Annotated in this window: 23 protein-coding genes; 9 read left to right on the forward strand and 14 right to left on the reverse strand. The window is 69.4% G+C overall.

What is annotated here, in order from left to right:
* The first annotated feature begins 75 nt into the window (after window positions 1-75).
* Complete coding sequence (locus tag ACZZZF_RS05250) at window positions 76-678, forward strand: PadR family transcriptional regulator (RefSeq protein WP_053095667.1); 603 nt, start codon at window positions 76-78, stop codon at window positions 676-678.
* Between the two features lie 62 nt (window positions 679-740).
* Window positions 741-2,078 carry a coiled-coil domain-containing protein gene (locus tag ACZZZF_RS05255; RefSeq protein WP_463497406.1) on the forward strand — a complete coding sequence of 446 codons (1,338 nt, stop codon included), beginning with the start codon at window positions 741-743 and terminating at the stop codon, window positions 2,076-2,078.
* A gap of 63 nt (window positions 2,079-2,141) precedes the next feature.
* Here the strand turns inward: ACZZZF_RS05255 and hpf are convergent, their stop codons facing one another.
* The 5 genes from hpf to mtrA form a co-directional block, all read right to left on the reverse strand.
* The gene (gene hpf / locus ACZZZF_RS05260; RefSeq protein WP_053095665.1) at window positions 2,142-2,798 is read right to left on the reverse strand and encodes a ribosome hibernation-promoting factor, HPF/YfiA family; all 657 of its coding nucleotides are present in this window, start codon (window positions 2,796-2,798) and stop codon (window positions 2,142-2,144) included.
* A gap of 94 nt (window positions 2,799-2,892) precedes the next feature.
* Complete coding sequence (locus ACZZZF_RS05265; protein WP_463497407.1) at window positions 2,893-3,582, reverse strand: ComF family protein; 690 nt, start codon at window positions 3,580-3,582, stop codon at window positions 2,893-2,895.
* Between the two features lie 109 nt (window positions 3,583-3,691).
* A complete protein-coding gene (locus tag ACZZZF_RS05270) occupies window positions 3,692-5,410 on the reverse strand; it encodes a GerMN domain-containing protein (RefSeq protein ID WP_053095663.1) in 1,719 nt (572 codons plus the stop codon).
* The gene (gene mtrB / locus ACZZZF_RS05275) at window positions 5,407-7,083 is read right to left on the reverse strand and encodes an MtrAB system histidine kinase MtrB (RefSeq protein ID WP_053095662.1); all 1,677 of its coding nucleotides are present in this window, start codon (window positions 7,081-7,083) and stop codon (window positions 5,407-5,409) included. Before mtrB ends, ACZZZF_RS05270 begins: the two co-directional genes overlap by 4 nt.
* A gap of 7 nt (window positions 7,084-7,090) precedes the next feature.
* Window positions 7,091-7,771 carry an MtrAB system response regulator MtrA gene (mtrA, locus tag ACZZZF_RS05280; protein WP_053095661.1) on the reverse strand — a complete coding sequence of 227 codons (681 nt, stop codon included), beginning with the start codon at window positions 7,769-7,771 and terminating at the stop codon, window positions 7,091-7,093.
* A gap of 96 nt (window positions 7,772-7,867) precedes the next feature.
* On the opposite strand from mtrA, the gene ACZZZF_RS05285 reads away from it, so the two are divergent.
* The 5 genes from ACZZZF_RS05285 to ACZZZF_RS05305 all read left to right on the forward strand — a co-directional run bounded on the left by ACZZZF_RS05285 (window position 7,868) and on the right by ACZZZF_RS05305 (window position 13,466).
* The gene (locus ACZZZF_RS05285; RefSeq protein WP_463497410.1) at window positions 7,868-9,307 is read left to right on the forward strand and encodes a DUF3824 domain-containing protein; all 1,440 of its coding nucleotides are present in this window, start codon (window positions 7,868-7,870) and stop codon (window positions 9,305-9,307) included.
* Window positions 9,304-9,945 (forward strand): DUF4129 domain-containing protein, encoded by a 642-nt coding sequence (locus tag ACZZZF_RS05290; RefSeq protein ID WP_320487958.1) that lies wholly within the window; start codon window positions 9,304-9,306, stop codon window positions 9,943-9,945. Before ACZZZF_RS05285 ends, ACZZZF_RS05290 begins: the two co-directional genes overlap by 4 nt.
* Window positions 9,942-11,135 carry a DUF4350 domain-containing protein gene (locus ACZZZF_RS05295; protein ID WP_463497412.1) on the forward strand — a complete coding sequence of 398 codons (1,194 nt, stop codon included), beginning with the start codon at window positions 9,942-9,944 and terminating at the stop codon, window positions 11,133-11,135. The genes ACZZZF_RS05290 and ACZZZF_RS05295 overlap by 4 nt, the downstream gene beginning before the upstream one ends.
* Window positions 11,136-11,234: 99 nt before the next feature.
* On the forward strand, window positions 11,235-12,158 hold the full coding sequence (locus tag ACZZZF_RS05300; RefSeq protein WP_463499918.1) for an AAA family ATPase: 924 nt from the start codon (window positions 11,235-11,237) through the stop codon (window positions 12,156-12,158).
* Window positions 12,159-13,466, forward strand: coding sequence for a DUF58 domain-containing protein (locus ACZZZF_RS05305; protein WP_056278220.1), 1,308 nt, complete (start codon window positions 12,159-12,161; stop codon window positions 13,464-13,466).
* A gap of 10 nt (window positions 13,467-13,476) precedes the next feature.
* On the opposite strand, the gene ACZZZF_RS05310 is transcribed toward ACZZZF_RS05305, so the two are convergent.
* Entirely contained in the window at window positions 13,477-14,469 is a 993-nt protein-coding gene (locus tag ACZZZF_RS05310) for a stage II sporulation protein M (protein WP_053095656.1), read from the reverse strand.
* A 16-nt stretch (window positions 14,470-14,485) separates the two neighbouring features.
* On the opposite strand from ACZZZF_RS05310, the gene ACZZZF_RS05315 reads away from it, so the two are divergent.
* Window positions 14,486-15,295, forward strand: a complete 810-nt coding sequence (locus ACZZZF_RS05315; RefSeq protein ID WP_053095655.1) for an RDD family protein — start codon at window positions 14,486-14,488, stop codon at window positions 15,293-15,295.
* 32 nt (window positions 15,296-15,327) lie between these two features.
* Here the strand turns inward: ACZZZF_RS05315 and ACZZZF_RS05320 are convergent, their stop codons facing one another.
* The 4 genes from ACZZZF_RS05320 to ACZZZF_RS05335 form a co-directional block, all read right to left on the reverse strand.
* Window positions 15,328-16,542, reverse strand: a complete 1,215-nt coding sequence (locus ACZZZF_RS05320) for an ABC transporter permease (RefSeq protein ID WP_053095654.1) — start codon at window positions 16,540-16,542, stop codon at window positions 15,328-15,330.
* Window positions 16,539-17,393 carry an ABC transporter ATP-binding protein gene (locus ACZZZF_RS05325; RefSeq protein WP_372984452.1) on the reverse strand — a complete coding sequence of 285 codons (855 nt, stop codon included), beginning with the start codon at window positions 17,391-17,393 and terminating at the stop codon, window positions 16,539-16,541. Before ACZZZF_RS05325 ends, ACZZZF_RS05320 begins: the two co-directional genes overlap by 4 nt.
* Complete coding sequence (locus ACZZZF_RS05330; RefSeq protein WP_222839162.1) at window positions 17,390-18,349, reverse strand: efflux RND transporter periplasmic adaptor subunit; 960 nt, start codon at window positions 18,347-18,349, stop codon at window positions 17,390-17,392. Before ACZZZF_RS05330 ends, ACZZZF_RS05325 begins: the two co-directional genes overlap by 4 nt.
* Window positions 18,350-18,429: 80 nt before the next feature.
* Window positions 18,430-18,636, reverse strand: coding sequence for a DUF3499 family protein (locus tag ACZZZF_RS05335; RefSeq protein ID WP_053095653.1), 207 nt, complete (start codon window positions 18,634-18,636; stop codon window positions 18,430-18,432).
* 165 nt (window positions 18,637-18,801) lie between these two features.
* On the opposite strand from ACZZZF_RS05335, the gene ACZZZF_RS05340 reads away from it, so the two are divergent.
* Window positions 18,802-19,143 carry a metallopeptidase family protein gene (locus tag ACZZZF_RS05340; protein WP_053095652.1) on the forward strand — a complete coding sequence of 114 codons (342 nt, stop codon included), beginning with the start codon at window positions 18,802-18,804 and terminating at the stop codon, window positions 19,141-19,143.
* 30 nt (window positions 19,144-19,173) lie between these two features.
* Here ACZZZF_RS05340 and ACZZZF_RS05345 read toward each other — a convergent pair whose 3' ends face one another.
* The 4 genes from ACZZZF_RS05345 to manA form a co-directional block, all read right to left on the reverse strand.
* Window positions 19,174-20,556, reverse strand: coding sequence for a DUF5719 family protein (locus ACZZZF_RS05345; protein ID WP_394194281.1), 1,383 nt, complete (start codon window positions 20,554-20,556; stop codon window positions 19,174-19,176).
* Complete coding sequence (locus ACZZZF_RS05350; RefSeq protein ID WP_463497414.1) at window positions 20,553-23,534, reverse strand: glycosyltransferase; 2,982 nt, start codon at window positions 23,532-23,534, stop codon at window positions 20,553-20,555. Before ACZZZF_RS05350 ends, ACZZZF_RS05345 begins: the two co-directional genes overlap by 4 nt.
* A gap of 92 nt (window positions 23,535-23,626) precedes the next feature.
* Complete coding sequence (locus ACZZZF_RS05355; protein ID WP_072591048.1) at window positions 23,627-23,944, reverse strand: WhiB family transcriptional regulator; 318 nt, start codon at window positions 23,942-23,944, stop codon at window positions 23,627-23,629.
* Window positions 23,945-24,102: 158 nt separating this feature from the next.
* Window positions 24,103-25,245, reverse strand: a complete 1,143-nt coding sequence (gene manA / locus ACZZZF_RS05360; protein ID WP_463497417.1) for a mannose-6-phosphate isomerase, class I — start codon at window positions 25,243-25,245, stop codon at window positions 24,103-24,105.
* Between the last annotated feature and the right edge of the window lie 47 nt (window positions 25,246-25,292).

The raw sequence follows: 25,292 nt of genomic DNA on the forward strand, positions 1-25,292 counted from the left end.
CACGTCGTCTGCATGGCGTGCCTACAACGCGTTTCCGAGTATGTATATATTGGTCCACGACACCGGGAGGTCCATATGTCGGTCCGACAGAGTCTGCTCGCGATCCTCGCTCAGGGCCCCTGCTACGGCTACCAGTTGCGGCACGAGTTCGACCGCCGCACGGGCTCGGTATGGCCGCTCAACGTCGGTCAGATCTACAACACGCTCGAGCGCCTCGAGCGTGACGGGCTCGTCGCTCGCGGTGCAGCGGACGAGCACGGCCACGTCTACTGGGAGATCACGGCCACCGGCGCGTCCGAGGTGGACCGCTGGCTCGCGTCTCCCGCGCCACGAAGCCAGGCGACGCGCAACGAGCTCGCCATCAAGCTGGCTGTGGCGGCAACCCTCCCCGGCGCGGACGCCGCCCGAGTCATCGCGGCCCAGCGCGCGGCGTCGGAAGAGCATCTCGCAGATCTCACCGCGACGAGGGCGACGCGCGAGGACGACAGCCCCGAGGGGCTCGCATGGTCGCTCGTCGTCGATTCGATGATCTTCACGGCGGAGGCCGAGGTCCGCTGGCTCGACCATGTGCAGACCCGGCTCGCCCAGCACCCTGTCCACGCCCTCGCTCTCGAGTTGACGACCGATCGACCCAAACGTGGCAGGCCTTCGAGGGCAGACGTGGCGGCACTCGTCTGACGGGTTTCGCCTCAAGCGTATGCACAGCCAGCGGCGTCGCCCGGGAAACTAGGATCAGTCCTATGGCTGGAATATGGGGCAGACGCAAGCGCGAGCAGGAAGAGCTGGCCGCACAGGACGCCGACCTGGCTCGCCGCGCTGAGCAGGCACTCGTCTCGGCGGACGAGCGCATCAGGAGCACCTCCGACGAACTGGCGTTCGCGGAGGCCGAACTCGGGGATCAGCTGACTCGCGACCTGAAGAAGGCGCTCGCTGCGGTGCGCACGCATCTGCGCGAGGCATTCCAGCTCCACCAGCTCAACCACGATGAGATTCCCGACACGCCTGAGGAGCTCCGCACCCGCAACGCGCGGATCATCCAGCTGTGCGATTGGGCGCAGGATCTGCTCGACGAGAAGACGTCGGATCTCGCGGCATCGATCTCGAAGGTGCGTCGCGCACCCGAGATCATCGCCCAGGTGCGTGCCGATGCCGAGGCGCTGAGCGCACGGATCCCGCACACGAACGAGACCGTCGCGCGTCTCTCCGCGCGTTACTCGGACTCGGCGATGCACCAGATCACGGCGAGCGCCGCCGAAGCAGAGCAGCTGATCGCGTTCGCAACGCACGGCGCGGCCGTCTCAGAGCGTCGCCGCGCAGCGAAGCAGAACGAGGAGGCGAACCTCGCACTGGAGACCGCCACCGAGGCCACGCGTCGTGCTTCCGCGCTGCTCGACGCCGTGGAGGACTTCGAGATCGAAGCGCTGCGAGCGGAGTCGACCCTTGCCGAGGTCGTCGCTGATTCACGCAACGACCTCATCGCCGCGCGCACCGCACCCCAGGTGCCGGCCGTCGCGGTCGCCGTCTCCGCGCTGCAGGACGCGCTGAGCGCCCTGTCGCCCGCGGGGACCCCCGGGGATCCCTTCGCCGAGCTGTCGCAGCTGCGCGACGCGAACACGGCTCTCGACGACGCGATCGCCACCGCTCGGCACCGCGAGGCGCACCCGCTGCCCAGCATCCAGCAGGTGCAGCATGCGATCGATGATGCCGACCGCCAGCTCGGCGTCGCCCGCGGACTCATCGCCGGGCACCGCGGCTGGATCGGCGCCGACGCGCGCACGCGCCTCGCCGAGGCCGAGAGGCTGCGGGTCGATCTGTCGGAACTGCTTCCGGCGGAAGAGACGCGCGACGAGGCTCTGGCCAGTGCACGACGCGTCGCACACCTGGCTTCTGAGGCCCTGCAGCTCGCCCAGCGCGACATCGATTCCTCACGGCCGCAGGATCAGGGCTGGGGCGGCGGAAACGGCTGGGGCGGCGGCGGCTGGAGCGGCGGGGGCCGACGCGGCGGTGGCGGCGACGTCGCCTCGGGCATCCTCGGCGGTCTCGTCATCGGCAGCATCCTCGACGGCATCTTCGACTGACGCCGTCGCACAACGCGACGACGGCCCGGCTCCCTCTGGAGCCGGGCCGTCGTCGTCTCAGCCTCAGGAGGCGAGCGCCTCAGTGGGCGGAGCCTGCGTCTCGAGAGCGATCACACCGTAATCCCAGCCCTTGCGTCGGTAGACGACGCTCGGGTGGTCGGTGCGCACGTCCACGAACAGGAAGAAATCGTGCCCGACCAACTCCATCCGGTCGACGGCCTCTTCGACGGTCATCCATTCCGCTCCGAAGTTCTTGGTGCGGATGACCACCGGCGAGTAGACCTCGTCGTCCTCGTTCTGGATCGGCACGTTGCCGGTCGCGACGGCCCGCAGGACATCCACGGATGCCGGCTGGACATCGATGCCCTCCAGCGCTCCGCTCTCCTTCTCGAAGTGCGCCCCGCGTGGGTGCTGACGTCCGTCGACTCGCTTCTCCTTCGCTCGACGAAGCTGCTCGGCCATCTTGTCGACGGCCATGTCGAGTGCGACGAACTTGTCTCCGTCCGTGGCTTCAGCGCGCACGACGGGGCCCTTGCTGACGAGCGTGAGCTCCACGGTCTCGTCCGGCACGTGACCGTTGCGGTACACCCGGTGGGTGACCTTGACATCCAGCCGTTGCGCACGGGACGCGAACGTCTGGATCTTGGCGATCTTCTCTTCGACAACGGCTCGGAATCGATCGGTGATACCCACCCCGACGCCAACGATGCTCGTTTCCATTGCTGCCTCCTTGTCCCGGTCCTCCCGGCCAAGGGCGGACCGTGGTCGCCTTGTGACCCCCAACGGTAGTCGGCCTGACCTCGGATGTCACGGGTCAGTTGCTGCGTGTCCCCGATGCGTTCACATTCCGTTCGCTGTGACGCGGCGTGGCGGCGAGCGCGACCGCGGCCAGGACATGGGCGCCCGCGTCTGTCAGCGCGCGAGCCGCCTCATCGAACGTCGCACCCGTCGTGACCACGTCGTCGACGAGCACGACGGTCTCCCCCTCGAGCACACGTCGCGCTCGCATGCTCCCGCGGACGTTCTCCGCTCGGCTCACGGAATCGAGGCCTCGCTGATCCGTGCGCCGACCCCGCAGAACGAGCAAGCGGTCGGGAAGCCGACCCGCCCGCCGGATCAGCAGCTCGGGCACCCGGTAGCCGCGCCGTCGAAAGGCCGTCACCGATGTCGGGATCGGCACGAGGTGGAGCGGCCGATCGGCATCCGGGCGTGCCTCGAGCACGTCGAGCACCTCCCCCAGCGCCGATCCGAGCGGGCGAGCGAGCAGCGTCTCGCCGTCGTCCTTCATCCTGCGGATGCATCGCGCCGCGACCGACTCGAAGGGCATCGCCGCGCGGACCTCCAGTCCGGCGGGCGTGCGGCGGACGAGCGGCTCCGGTCGGATGCTCTGTCGGCACGAGCCGCAGAGCAGCGTCTCGGGCCGGTCGCACCCCGCGCAGGTCGCCGCGAGCAGAAGGGCGAGTATCTCGAGTCCTACGCCGCGGGCCGGTGGATGCGGTGACATCCGTCGATGCTCTCGCAACAATCCCGCGCCGGGGCTGCGGAGGCTGCGCGGAACGCGGCCGTCATGGACTGTCAGTCGATGTCGGACGGCCGTGCAGGGACAGTCGCGCTCAGTGCCCCGCACGCGTCGCGAGAAGTGAGACTCCGCTGATCGACTCGCTCCATGCCGAGCCCGCACGGGCGAACACGGCGCCGTCCGCGCCCAGCACTCGCAGACCGGTGGCTGCGCGCGCACCCGCCAGGGACACCGCGCCGGTCGGAGCCACCTCTGACGTGCCAGGCCCTCCGACCACCTGCGTGACGACCATCCGGTCTGCGGGATCCGTCAGCAGTCCGAGACGATCCGCGCCCAGCCAGACGAGGCCGATGGCGCCGCCGTCGAGCTGCGCCAGCGGCTCGGTGGGTCCGAGCTCGGTCGGAAGCCCGGCCTCATCGCGGATCACCGATGACACGACGATCCAGCGCTCGCCCCCGATCACGACGGCCGCGGCGACGCGGGCCCCATCCGCCGAGACGCGGATGGCGGATACGGAGGAGGCCTCCGGCCACGCGCCCGCGATGCTCTGAGGGGCGACATCGCTGCCGATCGCCTGCAGAGCCGCCGGTGCGTTCGAAGGGACCGACCACGTGTAGTCGTAGGGATCCATGGACGGCCGCACCAGCGATGGGCGGTCGTCCAGCTCGTTGAAGCTGCCTTCACCTGCGAGCCACACGTGCCCGTCGATGAGCTGCACGGCCGCGTGGGAGCTGTCGACCGACACGTCGACCGCTGTGACGGGCTGACCCGCGTTCACGATCTGGTCCGAGACGCCGGGGATCGGCGTGATCTCTCCACCGACCAGCATGCCGAAAGTCCCGTCCTTCAGCACGAGACTGCCCGGATCGGCCTTGTCCGTCACGACCTCGACGACCCCGGCCTCCAGTGTGCGGCCGTCGACCGTGAAGCGCACCTGGTCGATCTGCACGCCCCCGGCGGTCAGGGTCGCCTGGAGCTGGGTGCGCATGCGCGCGAGGGTGGTCGGGTCGAGGCCCAGCGCCGCCCGGTTCAGGGCGACGTCGGCGATCTGGTCGGGGTCGATCGGCACGGAGTCCCGTGCGAGCTGCACCTCCTGCGGGAACGCGCTCTGCACGGCCGGATCGAGCCAGGGGCTGGGCGCGCCGCCGATCAGCGACTGCGCGATGGTCGTCGCCACCGTGGCGCGTCGAGGGAACCAGCGCACATCGGGCACGAGTCGTTCCCACGTCTGATCGAAGTACTGCAGCGCGTAGTCGTCGTACACGCGCGAGAACCTGGATTCGTCGATCACCACGCCGTCCGGCGCCTCGGCGATCCGCCACTGGCCGTCTGTGAGTTCGACCACGAAGGCCGAGTTCGAGGCGCCGAACGCCTCGGAGTACGCTCCGGTCGCGTCTACGCTGGCGACCTGATCGAAGGCGACCCTCACGTCGGCCGTGTCGCCGTCATCGGCATCGTCGTCTTCGTCGACATTCGAGCTGAACGAGCGGGTCGCCGAGCTCACATCGATCGACACGCCGGTGTTCGGACGCCAGGTCGATGCGAGCTCCGGGGTGAGAAAGCTGCGAGCGGTGTTCCAGTTGTCGGCCGGGGTGATCGCGGCCTCCATGAAGCCTTCGACGATCGCCGCAGGCCCCGCGCCGTCCACCGGACCCGAAGCGAGCGGGAGGAAGTCCTGCCCCTCGGGGGACGCCCCGAGAGGCTTTCCCGGCTGTGCGTCTCCGCTGGTCGGAAGACCTGTGCACGCTGACAGGATGAGCACGGTCGCCGCGATCACGAGACCACGCAGCGCGCGCCGAGTCCGCGCGGTCATTCGATGCTCCCTCGATCGAAGAGCTCCGCCGGGACATCGGCGAGCTGGATCGGCTGCGTGGCATCGCCGAGTTCGGCGAGCGGCTCCTGCGGCTCGATCGGGATGGGCGAAGGCCCATCCGTCGCATCGCCACGGCGAGGCAGGGTCAGAACGAAGTTCGTCCCGACGCCGAGTTCGGACCACACCGCGAGCGATCCGCCGTGGAGAGTCGCATCGCCGAGCGCGATCGACAGTCCGAGCCCCGTGCCCCCGAGAGTGCGCTGGCGGGAGGGATCAGCGCGCCAGAATCGGTCGAACACCCGCTCGGCATCCGCCGGGTCCATGCCGAGCCCGAAGTCGCGTACGCCGGCGGCGACCGCATGCTGATTGCTGTCGACGGTGACGACGATCGGTCGGCCCTCGCCGTGCTCGATCGCATTGCCGATCAGGTTGCGCAGCACTCGTCGCACCCGCCGCGGATCCATGTCGACCGGCGAATAACCGCCGGGGGCGACGAGCCTCAGCTCGCTGCCGCGATCGTCGGCGAGAGGGCGCATCTGCTCGATGATGTCCTCTGCCAGATGCGCGAGGCTCGTCGCCTCGAGCTCGAGCTGCACGGAGCCTGCGTCGTAGCGGCTGATCTCGAGCAGATCCGACAGCAGCGTCTCGAACCGCTGCACCTGCGTGTGCAGGAGCTCGGTGGTGCGAGCGGTCGTCGGATCGAACTCCTCCCGCTGATCGTTCAGCATGTCTGCGGCGAGGCGGATCGTGGTGAGCGGAGTCCGCAGCTCATGCGACACATCTGACACGAAGCGCTGCTGCACGAGTGACAGCTCGCCGAGCTCCTTGATCTGGGATTCGATGCTGTCGGCCATGGCGTTGAAGGAGCGTCCCAGGGTCGCGATCTCGTCTTCCCCGTGCACGTCGATGCGGACGCCGAGGTCGCCCGAGGCCAGACGTGCGCTCGTCTCGGCGGCCTCGACGATAGGCGTCGACACGGTGCGGAGAACGATGAAGGAGATCGCGGCGACGATCGCCACCAGACCTATGCCGGCGACCCACAGGGTGCGCTGCACGAAGGTGAGAGTGTTGTCCGCATCCGCGAGGTCGTACGCGAAGTAGATCTCGAACGGCCCCGCCTCGGGAACCCGCAGCTGCTGCCCCACGATGATCCCGGGGACAGCTCGGCCGCCGACCTCGAGTGATACGGACTGCCAGGACTGCCAGTCGTCGAACTCGACCACCCTGTTCCTGAGGCCCGAGGTGATCAGATTGTCGCTCAGCCCGGCGGTGAAGCCGTTGAGCGGGACGTCGGGGTCGACCTCCATGCGGAATCCGGCAAGACCTTCGGCCGTCGAATTGCGTCCGAGGTCCTCCTGCACGCTGTCCCACAGCTCCGGCAGGGCTGCCGGGTCATCGCCCAGCGCCGTCGCGTCCAGGGTCGCCTGCGCCTGGTTCACCGAGCGGGCCGCGTCTTCGAGCGCCTCGTTCTTGCGGGATTCGAACAGATCGTTCTGGATCACCAGCGCCATCGTCACGCAGGTGATCAGGATCGCGGTGGACGTCAGCAGGAGCGTGATCGTGAGCGTCCGGAATCGCAGAGAACTGCGCCACAACGCCTGGACGACGGTCGGCCAGCCACGCCAGTCGCGGATGACAGCGACCGCCGTGGTGGTCGCTGTGGTCGCGGCCATCGTGGGCCTAGCCCGCGCTCCCGGCACGGTAGCCGACGCCCCGTACCGTCATGACGATCTTGGGGTTGTCCGGGTCGAGTTCGACCTTCGCCCGCAGACGCTGCACGTGCACGTTGACCAGCCGCGTATCGGCCTTGTAGTGGTAGCCCCACACCTGCTCGAGCAGCATCTCCCTCGAGAACACCTGCTGGGGCTTCGACGCGAGCGCGACGAGCAGCTGGAACTCCAGTGGAGTGAGAGCGATCGGAGCCGTGCCGCGGCGCACCTCATGGGCGTCGACGTCGACGGTGAGGTCTCCCACGCGCAGCTGCTCCCCCACGTTCTGCGACGTGGGCCGCAGTCGGGTTCTGATACGAGCGACGAGCTCCTTCGGATTGAAGGGCTTGACGATGTAGTCGTCGGCTCCGACCTCGAGTCCTCTGACCACATCAGCGGTGTCGCTGCGGGCGGTGAGCATGATGACGGGGACTCCGGATTCGGCGCGGATGCGCGTGCAGATCTCGATGCCGTCCATCCCGGGCAGCATCAGGTCGAGCAGCACGAGATCGGGACGCTGTGCGCGCCACTCGTCGACCGCCCGCGCACCGTCGGCGCAGAACACCGGCTCGAAACCTTCCGTGCGCAGCACGATGCCGATCATCTCGGCGAGCGCGGTGTCGTCGTCGACCACAAGAATGCGTGAGGTCATAACTGTTACCTTATGGCACTCAGTACCACGGTCCTCCTGTCTACGCGCCCGACGGGTCATGTGACACGATGGGAGCGCACGACGGAGGGAGTGCCGGTGAGCGGCCAGACATGGACCCCTGCCCCGAAGAAGGGCATCATCCCCCTGCATCCGCTGACGTTCGGGATGCTGTTGAGCAAGTCGTTCGTCGCGCTGCGCCACAACCCCAAGGTCCTCTTCGGCTTCGGCGTCGTGATCCAGCTCGCGGTCGTGGTGCTCAGCGCCACGGTGATGGGCTTCGTGTTCGTCACGACGTTCACGCGGCTCGAGTCGCTCTCTCCCTCCTCCCCGGACTTCGAGGCCGTGTTCGCCGGAACGATCGCGATGAACATCGTCGCGGGCATCTCCGTCGGTCTCGCGTCCGTCGCATTCACCGCTCTGATGCAGGGCGTCGTCGCAGCCGAGATCGGCTACGCCGCGATCGGCGTGAAGGCCACGCTGAAGACCCTCTGGCGCAAGATGACCCCGTCGTTCTGGCGGCTGGCCGCCTTCGCTTCACTCTCGGTCATCTTCATCTTCGGTGTGATCGTCATCCTCTTCGTCATCGTCGCCGGCTTCGTCGCCAGCGGGCTCGGCGGATCCGCTGAGGCCATCGGCGGCGTCGTCATCCTCGTGCTGCTCGTCCTGCTCACGACGATCCCCCTCCTGGTCTGGCTGACGACCAAGCTGCTGCTGGTGCCGTCCATCCTCGTCCTCGAGCGCGCGAAGCTCCGCGATGCGCTCGTGCGCTCGTGGCGACTCACCCGCGGTCGCTTCTGGATCGCCTGGGGAGTCACCTTCCTGATCGGCGCCATCATGGGCGCCGCGATGCAGCTCGTGAATCTCCCCGTGTCGCTGCTGAGCTCGATGCTCGGATCGGTCATCGCCCCGACCGGCTCTGCGGACACTGCCGCGATCATGGGGTTCGTCTTCGCCCTCCTCGCCCCGCAGATCCTGCTCCTCGTGCTGCAGGCCATCACGCTCGTGGTGCAGAGCACCGCAGGCACCCTCGTGTATCTCGACAGTCGGATGCGCTACGAGGGTCTCGACCAGGCGCTGATCAGTCATGTCGAGCGACGCGACCTGGGGTGGACGGAGGAACAGCTCGGCGACCCCTTCGTCGTCGACGCCACGCGCGCCGTCTCGAGTGCACCGCCGCCCAAGCAGGTGCCCGAATGGGCGACGATGACGCCGGCCGGCTATGAGGCGCAGCCGTATGGAGGGCAGCCGTACCCCGGGCAGCAGTACCCCGGGCAGCAGTACCCGGCACAGCCGTACCCGGCACAGCCGTACCCGGCACAGCCATACCCGGCACAGCCGTACCCCGGGCAGCAGTACGGGTACCCGACTCAGCCTGCCCCGCCACAGCCGCCGTACGCGCCGCCGGCTGCGACCGCCCCGCCTCAGCCACCGGCGTATCGGCCGGCACCGGCGCCCACCGCTCCCCCGGCATCCTCGGCGCCCGCGGACGACTCCACCTGGGCGGCCCCCGGAGCGGGCAGCGAAGGATCTGCATGATCCGCCCGCTGGACGATGTGCTGGTGCCTGACGGAGACGAGGCGAGACAGTGGGCCGAGCAGGAGCTCTCCGACCCGCGCTATGCCGATGCGAAGCCCACGTGGTTCGATCTCGTCGCGCGTGACATCGGCCGGTTCCTCGCCGATCTGTTCAGCTCCGACAACGGCGCCAGCGTCGGGCCGTCTGCACTGATCATCGTCAGCGTCATCGTCTTCGGCGCTCTTGTGGCGGCCCTCATCATCTGGGGTCGCCCTCGCCGCTCTCAGGCGATCCGTCGGCCGGGTGCCGGGCTTCTCGGCGCCGAGGATGACCGCTCGGCGGCGCAGCTGCGTGCGGATGCCGACCGCGCCGCGCGAGCGGCGGACTGGGACGAGGCGACGGTCCTGCGGTTCCGCGCGCTGGCGAGAGGACTCCTCGAGCGCGACCTCATCGAGCCGTCCCCCGGCGCGACGGCCCAGGCGATCGCGCGCGAGGTCTCGGTCGTGTTCCCTGCGGAGACGACGCCCGTCCGCCAGGCCGCCGTGTTCTTCGACGACGTGCGCTATCTGCGGCATCCCGCGACCGCTGATCGCTACGCGGAGCTCGCAGCGACAGATGACCGGCTCAGTGCCCTGCGCCCGGAAGCAGTGACCGCGTGAGCGTTGCCGAGCAGCAGGACGTCCCCGCGTCGACCGCCGAACGCGCGCCTCGAGGCCGACGATCGCGAGCTCTGCTCGGATGGCTGATCATCGTGGCGCTCGTCCTCGGCGGCGTCTTCGTCGCGATACAGGTCGGTGTGCGCATGCCCGATCAGCGGGGTTCACTCGATCCCGAGAGCGTGAGCGACTCGGGTGCCATGGCCATCGCGCAGATCCTGCAGGAGAACGGTGTCGAGGTCTCGGTCTTCCGTTCGCGCACCGAGGCGAGCCAAGCGCTCGATGACGACGCCACGCTCGTGATGGCGAATCCGTACACGCTCTCCGACGAGGCGATCACCGAGCTCATCGATCCCGCCGACCGGGTGGTCTTCCTGTCGAGCAGCACACACCTGCTGAGCCTCTTGAGGATCGGCGACAACGCCACCCCGGATTTCACCCCGGTGCAGGCGGACTGCGACGCACCCGAGTTCGCGGACGTCGGCTCGATCCGTCCTGATCGGCTGTTCACACCCGCCGACGGCGTGGAGGGATGCTTCGGCGACGACGACGCGGCGGCCGTGCTCATCGATGAGAGCGACGGAGCCACGCATGTCGTCGTCGAGGGTGCGCGCCTCTTCAGCAACGCCTATCTCGCAGACGACGGCAACGCCGCACTCGCGCTCGCGCTGCTCGGACAGACCGAGCGCGTCGTCTGGTACGTGCCCAGTTTCGGCGACACGGACATCGAGGGCGAGACCGAGGACACCCTCGGGTCGCTCACACCGGGATGGGTGACACCGGCCATCCTGCTGCTCATGCTCGCCGGCGTCGCGGCAGCACTGTGGCGCGGTCAGCGCTTCGGACCGCTCGTCGCCGAGACGCTGCCGGTGACGGTGCGCGCCTCGGAGACCATGCACGGTCGCGCACGTCTGACCGCGAAGGCCGGCGACGCTGCGCACGCGGGCGAAGCTCTCCGAGACGGGAGCCGGCGCCGCCTGGCGCGCAGGCTCGGCCTCGCTGTCACCGCGAGTGCCGAGGAGGTCGCGGATGCCGCAGCCGACCGGCTGCGCGTGCCGCGTGGCTCGCTGCACGAGCTGCTCGCGGGCGCGCCACCCGTCGACGATCCGTCACTGATCGACCTCGCGCGCCGACTGCAGGAACTCGAGAGCGCCGTCGACGCCTCGTCCTTCACGGAGCGGAGATCCGAATGAACCGCCCCCGCCGAACCGCCGTCCATCCATCATCCGACCGGAAGCCGAGGACACCACGTGACCGCTGAGAACTTCAACGACGCCGAGCTGCGTCAGGCCATGCACCGCGTGCGCACGGAGGTCGACAAGGCCGTCGTGGGCCAGGCGGGCACGGTGACCGGCCTGCTGGTGTCGCTGCTCGCGCGAGGACATGTGCTGCTCGAGGGCGTGCCCGGGGTGGCGAAGACCCTGGTCGTGCGCTCGTTCGCGCGGGCGCTCGGCCTCGACACGAAGCGCGTGCAGTTCACCCCCGACCTCATGCCGGGAGACGTCACCGGTTCGCTGGTCTACGACGCCCGCACGGGCGAGTTCGACTTCCGTGCGGGTCCGGTGTTCACGAACATCCTTCTCGCCGACGAGATCAACCGCACGCCTCCGAAGACCCAGGCCGCCCTGCTCGAGGCGATGGAAGAACGTCAGGTGTCCGCCGACGGTGTCAGCCGAGCTCTGCCCGACCCGTTCCTCGTCGCCGCGACGCAGAACCCGATCGAGCACGAGGGCACGTATTCGCTGCCGGAGGCCCAGCTCGACCGCTTCCTGATGAAGCTGGTCGTGGGAATGCCGGAGCGGGATGCCGAGGTGTCCGTGCTGCGCAAGCACGCCTCCGGCTTCTCCCCGCGCGAGCTCACCGGCGTGGAGGCGACCGTCTCCGCGGACGAGATCCGTGCGGCTCAGGATGCGGCAGGATGCGTCGAGGTCACCGATGACGTCCTCGGCTATGTCGTCGACCTCGCCAGAGCCACGAGGCAGTCGCCCTCGGTCGAGCTCGGCGCGAGCCCCCGCGCCTCCACGGGTCTGCTCGCCGCTGCGAAGGCATGGGCGTGGCTCAACGCATCCTCTGCCGTCACGCCGGATCACGTGCAGACGATGCTCGTCCCCGTCTGGCGGCACCGGCTGCAGCTCCGTCCGGACGCCCAGATGGAGGGCGTGTCCGCGGATGCCGTGCTCACATCCGTCGTCCAGCAGACCAGGGTGCCGATCTAGGTGTTCGTCACCGGCCGTCTCGCGCTTGCCGTCGCCGTCGGCATCGTCCCGCTCGTCCTCGCCGGGCTGGCGGACTTCCCGCCCTATGCCGCCCTCGGCATCTGGGTGCTGCTCTGCGTCCTGCTGATCGTCGTCGATGTGCTGCTGGCTCCGAGCCCCCGCTCTGTCGTCGTGACCAGGCGCGTGCCGACGCGCACCCGCATCGGCGAGCAGGTCCCCGTGAGCGTCGCGCTGCAGAATCAGGGTCCCCGGACGCTCCATGCGCTGATCCGCGATGCCTGGCAGCCGACGGCCGGAGCGGGTGAGGCCCGTCAGCGACTCAGCGTCCCGCCGGGTGAACGGCGACGCGTCTCCATCCCCCTGCTGCCACGACGTCGCGGCGAGCTGGCGAGCGAGTTCGTGATGATCCGCTCGCTCGGTCCGCTCGGCCTCGCCGGCCGGCAGGCCCGTCACCTCGTACGCGGGACCATCCGGGTGCTGCCCGCCTTCTCGTCGCGGAAGCACCTCCCCTCCCGCCTCGCGCGTCTGCGGGAGCTCGACGGGAACACGAGCATCCAGGTGCGCGGTCAGGGCACCGAGTTCGACTCGCTCCGCGAGTACGTCCGAGGGGATGACGTGCGGTCGATCGACTGGCGCGCCACCGCTCGCGCGGGCACCACGATGCTGAGGACGTGGCGACCGGAGCGCGACCGCCACGTCGTGATCATCATCGACACCGGCCGCACTGCAGCCGCGCGCGTCGGCGACGGCACGAGGGTCGATGCCGCCCTGGAGGCGTCTCTTCTGCTCGCGGCCCTCGCCGCGCGTGCGGGCGACCACGTGCATCTGCTCATGTACGACCGGGTCGTGCGGGCGCGCGTGACCGGTGTGGAGGGGACAGCGCTGCTTCCGGCGCTGACCGATGCGATGGCTCCGGTGCACGCGCGTCTCGTCGACACCGACTGGCCGGGTGCTTTCGCTGCCGTGCGCACGCTCACGACCCGTCCTTCGCTCATCGTGGTGCTCACCGCTCAGGATGCGGCCGAGTCGGCTCGCGGATTCCTCGGTGCGTTCCCCGACGCGAGCAGGTCGACATCGATCCTCGTCGGTTCGGTCACCGACGACGGCATCGCGGATCTCACGACGCGGCGCGGATCTCGAGAGGAGATTTACCTCGCTGCGGCGGCCGAACGCACGATGCGCGACGCGGAGAACGTGGCCGACGCGGTGCGCCGCGCGGGAGGCGAGGCGATCGCCGCTGACCCCGAGTCGCTGCCTCCGAGGATCGCAGACCGGTACCTGGAGCTGAAGGCCGCCGGGCGCCTCTGAACGCAGAGAGTCAGCCGGCCAGGAGCCTGGGCGTACCTGCCTCGTACTCGACGAGGTCTCCGGTCTCGCCGCGGCGATACGCTCGACCGCCGATCACGAGCATATAGATGAGGAACGCGGCGAGGGCGGCGACGCCGATGCCGATCTTGACAGGCCAGGGCAGCGCCCACCCCGTCACGAATCCCTCGATCAGTCCGGACACGAACAGCGCGAAGACGAGTCCGATCGCCACTGTCGCGAGCGAGCGTCCCTCGGACGCGAGTGACTCGCCTCTCGAACGGTGTCCCGGCGCGACCCACGACCAGAACAGGTGCAGACCCGCCGCAGCCGCGACGAAGATCGACGTCATCTCCAGCAGTCCGTGCGGGAGGATGTAGAGGATCATCACATCGACCTGGTCGTGTGCGGCCATGACGGCGCCCGACACGCCCAGCCCCATCGCGTTCTGCACGAGGACGTTGATCGGCCAGATGCCGGTGATGCCGAACAGCACGCATTGCAGGGCGATCCAGGCGTTGTTCCACCAGACCATGCCCATGAACACCGCGGCCGGGTTCTCGGTGTAATAGCCGGTGAAGCTCTCGTCGGCGTACTGCTCCAGCAGGTCCGGCGGGCCGAGGGTCGCGAGGAGTGCCGGATCTGCCGAGATCCATGTCGCGGTCCCGACGACGATCGCGATGAATGACGCCGCGATCACGAGCGTCGTCCAGCGCAGTCGATAGAGCGCGGCGGGCAGCTGCAGCGAGAAGAATCGGCCGGTCTGGGTGAGGATGCTGTCGGACGCCCCGGTGAGTCGCAGCCGCGCGCGCACGAGGATCGTCGAGAGGTACGCACCTTGAGGCGACTCCCCCACCGAGGTCTTGAGCTCAGCGAGATCCGCGGACGCCGCGCGGTAGCGGACGATCAGCTCGTCGACGCCCGCGCCGTCGAGCCGAGCACGGCTCAGCTGGTCGAGCCGTTCCCACTCGGCGCGGCGTGCATCTGTCAGCGCATCGGCATCCACCTGATTTACTGTACTCATGTCCGCCGCGCTCGATGCATCCGACGAGGTCCTCTCGGGCGAGGCCGTCGCGATCGACGTGCAGCCGATCGGCTTCGTGTTGCGAGCCGCGGGCGCGATCATCGACCTCCTGGTCGGCCTCGCGGTGTTCCTGTCGACGATCTTCCTGCGGATCTGGCTCCTCGACATCGGCGTCCTGACCCAGGCGACAGACACGATCGCGCTGATCGCCTCGATCGTGATCAGCTTCGTGGTGCTGCCGATCACCATGGAGGTCGCCCTCAAGGGCCGCAGCCTGGGCAAGCTCGCCGTCGGGGGTCGGATCGTGCGACTCGACGGTGGCGCGACCGGTTTCCGCCATGCGTTCATCAGGGCACTCCTCGGCGTCCTCGAGATCTACATGACGCTGGGCAGCATCGCGGTGCTCGCCGGAGCGTTCAGCGCCCGCTCGCAGCGGCTGGGAGACATGGTCGCCGGCACCTACAGCCAGCGCGTGCGCACGCCGAAGCTGATCCCGAGCGTCCCCGTGCTGCCGCCGATGCTCGCCGGCTGGGCGCAGATCGCCGATGTCGCGCGCCTCCCCGACCGTCTCGCGCGCCGCATCTCGCAGTTCCTGCAGAGCGCTCAGCGGATGGTCCCGTCAGCTCGCGCCCGAGTGGCGCAGGATCTCCTGACCGAGGCATCGCCGTTCGTCTCGCCTCTGCCTCAGGCCGCCCCGGAGGTTGCGCTCATCGGCATCACCGTGCTGCGGCGCGAGCGGGAGCGCAGAGCGCTGGAGAACGCCGACCGCCGAGCGGAGAAGCTCACCGGTCGACGCGTCGGGGCCTGAGCACACCGGTCTCTTCGCGAACCCCGGCGCCGTCAGAATCGGATCGCGTCGATCACCTTGACGCGAAGGGCGACCAGTGCAGGGATGAAGCCGGCGACGGCGCCGACCAGGATCGACGCGGCGAGACCCACGAAGGCCGCGCGCATCGGGAACGGCGGAACGTCCTGGATCCCGTAGAACAGCGAGGTGACGACCCAGTCCGAGCGGAGCACCGCGACGACGATCGCGATGCCGACGAGCCCCGCCACCGTCGTCGCGACGAGGCTCTCGAGGAAGACCGAGAAGAAGACCCGGCCCGAGGTGGCGCCGAAAGCGCGACGCACGCCGATCTCACGCACTCGCTGCCGCATCGCGACGAGCTGGATGTTGATCAGACTCAGAGCTCCCAGCGCGAGGATCACGGCAGCGATGCCGCCGGTGACCATCTCGAAGGTCGCCTGCGCATCCAGCGCACCCGGCTGAGCAGCCCAGTCCGAGCGGCTCACCGACACCGTCTGCCCGTCCGGGAGCCCTGCGCGAAGATCCATGGCGAGCACGGGTGCGATCTCGTCGACCTGCTCCTGTCCGAGCCAGACCTCGTACTGCGGCCAGGCGCCCTCCGGCAGAGCATCGACGCGGGCACGATACGCGTCGTAGAGGATGTCGACCCGAAGCTCCTCGTCTCCGAACCCCTGGCGAGGCACGACACCCACGACCTGATAAGTGCCACCCGCAGGCCCCGCGAGCGTGAGAATCGGATGCTCCGCGACGGGCGTGCGACCGATGCGATCCCACAGCGCCTCCGTGATCACGACGGGCGGGGAGAGTGCGTCGGCATCCGCATCCCGCATCCATCTGCCCACGAGCAGCTGCTCGCGGTGGATCTCGGAGTAGAGCGGATCGATCAATCGTGAGTTGACATCGACGATGCCGTCCGGCAGCTGCACCGGAACGACCATGCCCTGTGCGATCCGGGCCGTGTGGCTGAACTCGAACCGCTCCGTGACGCGCGTGAACCTCTCATCGAAGGCGTCGAAGTCGACCGGCGCCCCGTCGTCGCTGCTGATCGTGACGACCAGGGTCGCCGCCCTGCCTCCCCAGCGATCCGACTGCTCTGCCTGGAACTGACGCTGATATTCCGAGACGGCGACGACCCCGGTGAGGGCTGCCACCGAGACCGCGATGCCGATCAGGCTGAGCAGCACACGCAGCTTGTGGACGCGGATCTCCGCCCACGCATCCGACAGCGCTCCGAGGATGCCGGTCATGACGCGGCTCCGCGACGCGAGTACGGCATGGCCGGCATGCTGCCGGGTGTCGGCATCTCGGCCCCGGTGGACGCAGCCGCCGGTGCGGATGCGGCCGGGACGGATGAAGAGGGAACGGATGCGGAGGGAACGGACGCCGCGAGGGTCGAGGCTTCGAAGGCGCGGCTGAGATCCGCAGGCTCGAGGACCCCGGCGTCGAGTCGGTAGTGCCGTCGGGCACGGGCGGCCACATGGAGGTCGTGCGTGATGGTCACGAGTGCCGCGTCGGTCTCGGTCGCGACCTCGTCGAGCAGCGACATGACGGACGCGCCCGTGTCGATGTCGAGTGCGCCGGTCGGCTCGTCCGCGAGGATCAGCACGGGCCTGCGCACGAGGGCCCTCGCGATCGCGACCCGCTGCTGCTCTCCTCCCGAGAGTCGATCGGCGACCTGCTCGATGCGATGACCGAGGCCGACTCTCTCGAGCATGTCAGCGGCGATCTGCCTCCTGTTCCAGAACAGCCGACCGCGCGCATGGCCGAGTGGCATCATCACATTGTCGAGCGCGGTGCGCCCCGGGAGCAGATTGAACTGTTGGAACACGAAGCCGACGTTGTCGCCGCGCAGCCGGTCCAGCCGCCCCGACCGCATCCGACGCACTTCGCGATCCTCGAACGACACGGAGCCGGTGGTCGGAGCGTCGAGCATCCCGAGGATGTTGAGCAGCGTCGACTTCCCGGAGCCCGACCTGCCGACGATCGAGACGTGATCGCCCGCACTGACCTCGAGCGTGATCCCTCGCAGGATCTCCAGCTCCGAGTCGTCAGCGAGCCGCACGCTCTTCGTCACATCGCTCAGCGCGACGAGGGTCACCAGCTGACCCCGCTGTCGCACTGCTCGACTCCGGGAGCCACCTCGTAGCAGACCTCCTCGACCGGGGCGACGAAGCCGGGGACGAACTGGCGGATCGACTCCCCCTCTTCGAGGCCGGAGACCACCTCGACCATTGCCCCGTCGTTCACGCCGAGCTCGACCGCTCGCTCTTCCGGTTCAGCGCCGTCGCCGGCATCGACCCAGACGTTGCCCGTGCCCGCGCCACCCTGCACAGCGGTGACCGGCACCACCAGGGCGTCGTCCACCTGCCCGAGCGCCAGATCCATCGTCGCCGGCAGACCGGCGAAGACGACCTGGTCACCGGGCACCGCGCATCGCACGCTCGCTGTGCCCTCGGCGCTCACCTGCACCCGCACTCCTGTGCACACGAACGGCGCGGGCCCCCCGGTGATCGTCACCGATGCGTCGGCCGGCGCATTCACCAGGCGGTACAGCTGGACCGGCTCGACGGTCGCGAGCAGGTGGTAGCGCGCGGGCGTGAGCGTGAAGATCTCGGTTCCGGTGGATGTCGCCTGACCCTTCACGAGAGCGATCTCCGAGACGTCGCCGGCCTCCGGCGCGACGACGTCCACATCCTTCTTGGGCTCGTCCTGCCTGATCGTGAAGAGCTTCTGCCCCGCCGCGACGGTCGCCCCGTCGGGGACATGCACGGCGATGACCGTTCCGGTGATCTCCGACCGCACCGGGAACGCGTCATCGCGTGCGACGTTGCCGCTCAGGGTGAGAGCGTTCACCACCGAGCCCCGTTCGACCGGGATGACGGGATCGACGATCGACGACTCGGGGCTGACCATCGCCTCTGTGGCGTCCGGGAAGAACGCGATCTTCACGAGAGCCGCGGCGCACGCGCCGAAGACGAGAACGAGAAGAAGAGGGAAGATCCAGCGTCGCCAGACGATCACGGCTGCCTTTCCGGCGGCGCCGCCCTGGCGCATCCGCGGTCAGCGTATCGGCATGCGTCGATGACCCACCCGCCCCGAGGCGGCGTGTCCCCGTCGGCGATGCGGACGGTATATCAGGCGCGAAGCGCCTCGTGCCGGACGACGAGCCATCCCGCGGGAACGGACAGGCGATCCGCATGCTGTGCGCACAGATCATGCGCGTTCGGGTGGCGCGCCATCCCCAGGGGCCCGAGCGCGGCCATCTGATCGCCGTAGTCGTAGGTGAGAGTGGCCACGGCCTCGCGCGCGCAGCCGACCTTCGAGCAGAGTCTTCCGTCCATTCACGCCAGGCTACGTCGAGGTTCATCGGATGAGCGGATGCCGCGCCGCCGCGCCCGTCGGACTCGGCCTAGACTTTCGCTATGCCCCGTCGCTCCCGCACCTCTGACGCACCCCGCCGCGGGGCCAGGCACGGGCGCCACGGTCGGCTCGGACGCAGCGAGGTCGTGCGCCCTCCACTCGCCCCTCTCGACGGGCGCATCGACCGGTTCGATCTGACCGTCGGCACTGCGGTGGAGTTCCTTCGAGGAACCTGGCCCGAACTGCAGGAGGTGCGGTTCGAGATCGGCGCCATGCCCGCGTTCGAGGCCGCAGACGAGGTCCCGCGCTGGTACCTCGATCACGAGAAGGCGCGCATCGTGCTCTTCCGGCTTCCCATCGAACGGCTGCTGCCGCCGGGGCACGACGACTCCGCCCACCGCAGGATGGCGATCGAGAGCGCCGTGTTCAGAGCTGCGGCCGAGTACGTCGGCCGCGAGCCCTGGGACCTCGGCGGCCACGAGCACTGAGCTCAGAGACCGTCCTCGCCGGTCCGCGGGTCACGGGTAGACGGTGATGCTCTGCTGCGCTCCCGCAGCCGGCCATACCGGCCAGACCGCGAGCGCTCCGGGCGCGCTCATCGTGACGGAGGCATGCACCGGCGCCGAGGTCGACAGCGCATACACCGTGCGCGGCGTCACATCGACCGACGCCGACGAGTGGGCGGGGACAGTGACCTCGACGGGCTCTCCGCCCGATGTCGATGCGACCTGCACCGTCGCATCGGAATCCTCGTCGTTGGCGAGCACGAGGCGCGGCGTCGGCCCGGCAGGAACGGCGACGTACACGTCATCCTCGAGCTCCGGCGCCGGCGTGACCCAGGCGAAATCGTCCTGCGGCCCGGCGACATCCTGCTGCCGCACCGCGGCGAGCACAGGGTTGTCCGATTCGATGCTCATCGTGTAGTCACCCGGCGACAGCGCGGAGAGCGACAGCTCGGTGGGTGCGTCGGCGGTGAGCGGAACGGTGAACTCGTCGGCGATCGTCGACGCACCGACCTCTCTGACCGTCACGACGGCCTGGGAATCGACCTCGGGTGACATCAGCCGCAGAACCGCCATGTCTGCGTTGTCGCCCTGGTTCTCGAAGACCTGGATGCCCGGGAGCACCGGCTGACGCTGCGCAGCGGGAACCGCATCCTGCAGGTCGATGCCCGAGGGATCGAGGGTCCGGGTGAGCGACGACTGCAGTACAGCCCGCACGGGCGACCCTGTCGCGGTCACCTTGACGATCGGGAAGTCCGATCCGGCGGCGATCGATGACAGCGCGAGCGCGACCTGAGACTCCGCGGGGACGATCACGGTGCTGGACGCCCGCGCAGACCCGAACACGCCGAGAGAAACAGTGGAGGGCACGACCCCGGGGTTCGTGAGAACGATCAGGTCCTCGGTCCCGGTGGCGACCGTTCCGCCGACGAGCCACGACTCGATGCCCGCAGGACGGCAGGGCGCCGCGGCGAGACCGAACAGGTCCGCCTCCTGCACGCTGACCGACTCCGTGGCGCCGAGCAGCGGCGCCTGGCGTCCCTCGACAGGGCCCACGAGGCGTTGCGCGGATCCGCCGTCGGCGAGGTCCTTCGCAGGCAGGGGACTCGACTCCGGTCGCCCGGACGACCCCTCGGAGGTCAGTTGGGGAGACGCCGCCGACACCATCTCGAGCGGGTTGGAGGGATCTCGACCGACCGCGCGAAGGTCACCGTTGCAGACGAGAACGGTGTCACCCGGAAGGGGCGCCACCTGCGCCTGAGCGGGCTCGTGCGAGACAGTCGGCCACGGCGCGGTGATGCCGACGACGACACCGACGACGCACGCTCCTGCGACGACGGCGCCTGTCAGGACTCGAGCGCCGGTCGCCGCCACCCGGAATGCGCGGTTGCGGGTCATCGCCGCTCCTCCTCACCCTGTTCGGTCGACGGATGGGCCTCGACTGCCGCATCCGGCTCGGGCCCGTCCGAGGGCGCGGCGTCGGCTGTTGCGGCTGTCTCAGCGACCTCCGGATCGCCGTGCGGTTCTGCGGCGCCGTCGCGGTCCTCGGGGTGCCGAGGCAGCACGAGCGGCTCTTCCGGTGCTCGTCCGACGATGCGCGAGCGGGCGCGGGCTGCTCGCCGCGACGCACGTGTCGGCACGGACAGCAGCAGCGCCGCGAGCACGAGCACGAGCTGGACCGTGATCACGAGGCGCGCTGTCGCCTGCTGAGCGGTCGAGAGCGGAGCCCATGGCGAGGCGTCGGCCTCGAGCCTGTAGAGCACACCACGGTCGGTCGAGCCGGCCTGGACGAAACCGGCCCGCTGGTCGAGCGATGTCACCGCGGCCGTGCGCAGAGAGCGAGCACGGTCCGACTCCTCACCCGAGACCTCTGCGAGCAGGACGTACGAGATCCCCGTCCGAGCCAGCTCATCAGCCGCATCGAAGTCCCTGGCCGAGAGCAGATCGACCGCGAGCGTCGTGAGGTCGGAGCCGCGCAGCTCCGTCGCTGTCGAGAGGATCGTCGTCTGGGCGCTCAGCGTCTCGCTTCCGCCCCACGCCACCTCGGTCGCCAGGCCGCCGTCGTTCTGCGGGGTGAGCACGAGGGTTCCGATCTGACGGTCGGCACCCGCCTGCGCTGCGACATACGCCGGCAGCGTCGATGCGGGACCGTCTCGGAGCTCCGACTCGTCCGCGTGGACCGCGGCCAGGGCAGGAACAGCGCACACGGCGATCGCAAGACCGGCGACCGCCGCGCTGAGCACCCGGACCCGTGGCATGGTCACCGCGGTGTCGAGCGTCACGAGGGCGGCTCCGGTGACGCCGATCCACGCGAGGCTGAGACCCGAACCCGGCCAGATGGCGACGGGAGTCCCTTGGGCGAAGGACACGGCGACTCCCACGGCCAAGAACGCGGTGGCCAGGCCGCAGAGCGCGACAAGCAGAAGAGTGATTCCGGCTCGCCAGCGCGGGGCGACCGCTGATGCGAGAGCGAGGAGCGCGAGCGGGGCGAGCAGCACCCCCACCCACGGCGCGAGCTCGAGGCCGAGCCACGTCGCCCACCCGGCCATGTCACCGCTGGGGAACCCACTGGCCAACGCGAGCCTGCCTGCGGCATCGGCCGCTGCCTGCGGACCAGCCCAGATCGAGCCGGGATCCGCGAGCACCGCGAGGATGTCTCCGCGGCTCAGCTGCCAGACCACGAGCGGCGCGAAGAGGGCGACGGCGGGAATCGGCACCCAGACCAGGCGGACGGCTCCGCGGATACGAGCGCCGGCGAGGGTGATGCCGAGCGCCACGACCCACAGCAGGAGGAGTGCCGGGGCGAGCGAGGGCGCACATGCCGTGACCGCGGCGAAGAGGAGCGACGCTGCACCTGCCGCGCCCCACGAACGATGGGCCACCGCCCCTGCGTGGAAGAGCCAGGGCAGGAGGAGGTGCACCAGCACAGCGGCGGGGCGACCGTCCACGAGCGCGGTGAGGAAGGTGGGAGCGAGCGCCCACACGATTCCGGCGAAGATGCGCAGACCCGCACGATCGGTCACTCGCGTGGCCGCGAACCAGCCGCCGAGCACGGCGAGGGGCAGCGCCAGCACCCAGAGGAGCACGAGGGAGAACGACGGGGCGGCCGGCCAGAGGGAGCCGAGCACAGCGAGCACTCCGGAGAAGGGATCCGCGGGGCCGACGACGTCGACTCCGAGACCGCGCAGCCCCCAGGCGGCGTCATTCCACAGCGCACCCACCGTCGACCGCAGCGGAAGCAGCGCACCGCCACCGAGCACGGGCCACGCGAGGATCGTGGTGAAGGTCGCGATGCTGACGACGAGGGCGCCCAGCACCGCCCAGGCGCCGCCGCCCGAGAAGAACCGGAGCTCACTGACCGCTCCGCCCTCGCTGCCGTGGCCGTCATCCAGCCGACGACGAAGATCGGAGCTGCTCACACGCAGCGGGGCGATGCTCGACCAGCTCGAGGTGCGGAAGGAGCGGATGCGAGAACGAGACCGCGCGATCGCGCCGAAGCGGAACATCGCCGTCACCGCAGCCGCCCACTCGGGCGCGACGGCCTCCGGCCGCTTGCCGATCAGGTCGGCCATGGATCGCCAGAGCGCGAGAGGAAGCAGAGTGAGCCAGTGCAGCGGGACGGAGATCGCCGGGGCATAAGCGAGGCGGCGGTGCAGCTGGGCGAGTCTGGTCGCGAACGCGCGCCTGCCCCGCGCGGTCGGAGGTGTCCCTGGTCCGTCCGGTGACACGGATACGCGCGCCGAGGGCGCGAGCACGACGCGTCCGCCACCGAGGCGGGCACGGACTCCGAGGTCGAGACCCAGGTCGGCTCCCGCGAGCGCCGGATCCGGACGGAGCGCATCGCGGACCTCACCGCGGATCAGCATGCCGCGGATGTCCGCACCGAGCGCGTCGTCGCTGGCATCGTGCTGTCCTTGGTCGAGCTCGCCGCCGGCCAGCTCCACCGAGCGCCCCAGAGTCGTCATGCTGACGCCCAGAGAGACGATCTCGCGGTCGTTGTCGGTCTGCACGAGCTTGGGCGCCACGATCGCCGCCGACGGAGATCGTTCGAGAGTGCCGATCAGGCGCTCGAGCGCTCGCGGGTGCGGAGCGGTGTCCTGTGCGAGCAGCCAGACGGCGCTGCCCTCGAGTATGCGGGGTCGGGCGAGTTCGACGGCATCCGCGAATGAGGTGTTGCCGCGCGCCTGGATGATGCCCTCGACTGTGCTCGTCACGGCCTCGCTCTCGCGAGCCGACGCCGCGTCGCCGCACATCACCAGGGTGATGGCGGCTGCGGGCGTCGTCTGGGAGCGCAACGCATCGAGTGTGCGGAGCAGCTGCGCGCGGGCGGAGGAACCGGGGCGCGCGACGATGATTGCGTGAACTCGGGCTGGCATGACGTGGTCAGCCTATGCGTGCGACAGGAATCGGGGGCTGACCCGACCCGGCGTGGCCGCGAAGCTATGAACGCGGACGAATCACTGCCGGGTCAGCTCGCGCGACGCTTGAGCTTGCGGCGCTCGCGCTCGGAGAGCCCGCCCCAGATTCCGAAGCGCTCGTCGTTGTTGAGCGCGTACTCGAGGCACTCGCCGCGGACATCGCAGGACGTGCAGATCCTCTTGGCGTCGCGGGTCGATCCGCCCTTCTCGGGGAAGAAGGCCTCAGGATCAGTCTGCGAGCACAGTGCATCGCTCTGCCATGCGAGAGCATTGTCATCGTCGGTCTCGACCTTGCGAACCCCGGGAACACCGAGGTTGATCGGATCGACGAACCAGTTCTCCGGTACGTCTGAACGGTAACCCGTCATCTCGCTCTCCAACCCCTAAATTCCGCCCCCTCGGCGGGCCGTGCTCAACTAATTACACCCGTGTCATTCCCATCGGTCAAGTCGCGGATCGTAAACCCTCAATCCGGTCTTGAAGGTTCTTGACCTCCGTACGGCGTGTCGCACGTCCGCCCGAGGAGTCAGCGGCCGGAGGCGAGATCGCCGGGCGATGCGACGAACGCCTCGCCCTGGCCGCCGACGGTCAATCGGACCTCGTCGGCGGACGCGAACGCGACGGTGCCGACCGGAACATCGAGCACTGCACCGTCCGCACCGCCCACCCTGACGCGACCGGACGTCGCGAGGACCATCGTCGGTCCGTCCACGTCGATGACGACGTCCTGGCCGTCGAGTTCGACCCTTCTCAGCGAGAAGTCCGCGACGGGCACCGGGTACTCCGTGATCGCACCATCCGTCGTCGGGCGCAGCACCGGCACCTCGCCGGTCGTCGTGTCGAGGACCGAGAGCAGCTCGGCCACATCGATGCGCTTGGGCGTGAGACCGCCGCGCAGGACGTTGTCGCTCGCCGCCATGATCTCCACTCCGAGACCGGCGATGTAGGCATGCAGGAGCCCGGCCCGCAGGAAGATGCCCTCGCCCCTGCGAAGCACCACGTGGTTCATGAGCAGCGCGACGACCACACCGGGGTCTCCCGGATAGGTCTCCGCGATCGCCGCCACACCGCGGAGCGTCTCGGCCCATTCGCCCGACGCGGAGGCTGCGGCCGCGCTCACCGAGGCGACGACGTCGTCGACCACGGACCGCGCATCGCCGGACAGCAGCCAGCCGATCGTGTCGCGCAGGACGTCGCCCTCACCGCGGAGACGATCAGCGAGTTCCTCGACCCCGGTGCTCTGCTCCAACTCCCCCAGCAGACCCAGGGTGTCGCCGACGGGGCGCAGCCCGCTCAGGGATTCGAACCGTTCGCTCAGGGCGACGATCAGCTCGGGCTTGTGGTTGTCATCGCGGTAGTTGCGAGTCGGGTCCGTGGCGTCGAGCGTCGATTCCCTCGCCCACCCGGCTCTCGCCTGCTCGACGGTCGGGTGCACCTGGATGGACAGGGGCGATGCGGCCGCGAGGAGCTTGAGCAGGTACGGCAGAGCACCGCTCGTGACGGCGTCCAGCGTCCCGCCGCCCTGCACGTCGGACGGGTCTCCCGGGTGGTCGCCGAACCACACCTCCGCCTCAGGCGCACCCGTGGGGGTGCGGCCTTCCAGGTCGGCCAGGAGCGTCGGGGATCCCCACGCGTAGTCACGGGGTGCATTCGAGAGACTGAGCAGCATGCCACCAGGCTATTGGCAGGGAACCCACCGTGCCACGACCGTCCCAT

The organism is Microbacterium sp. AC215 (assembly GCF_979258645.1).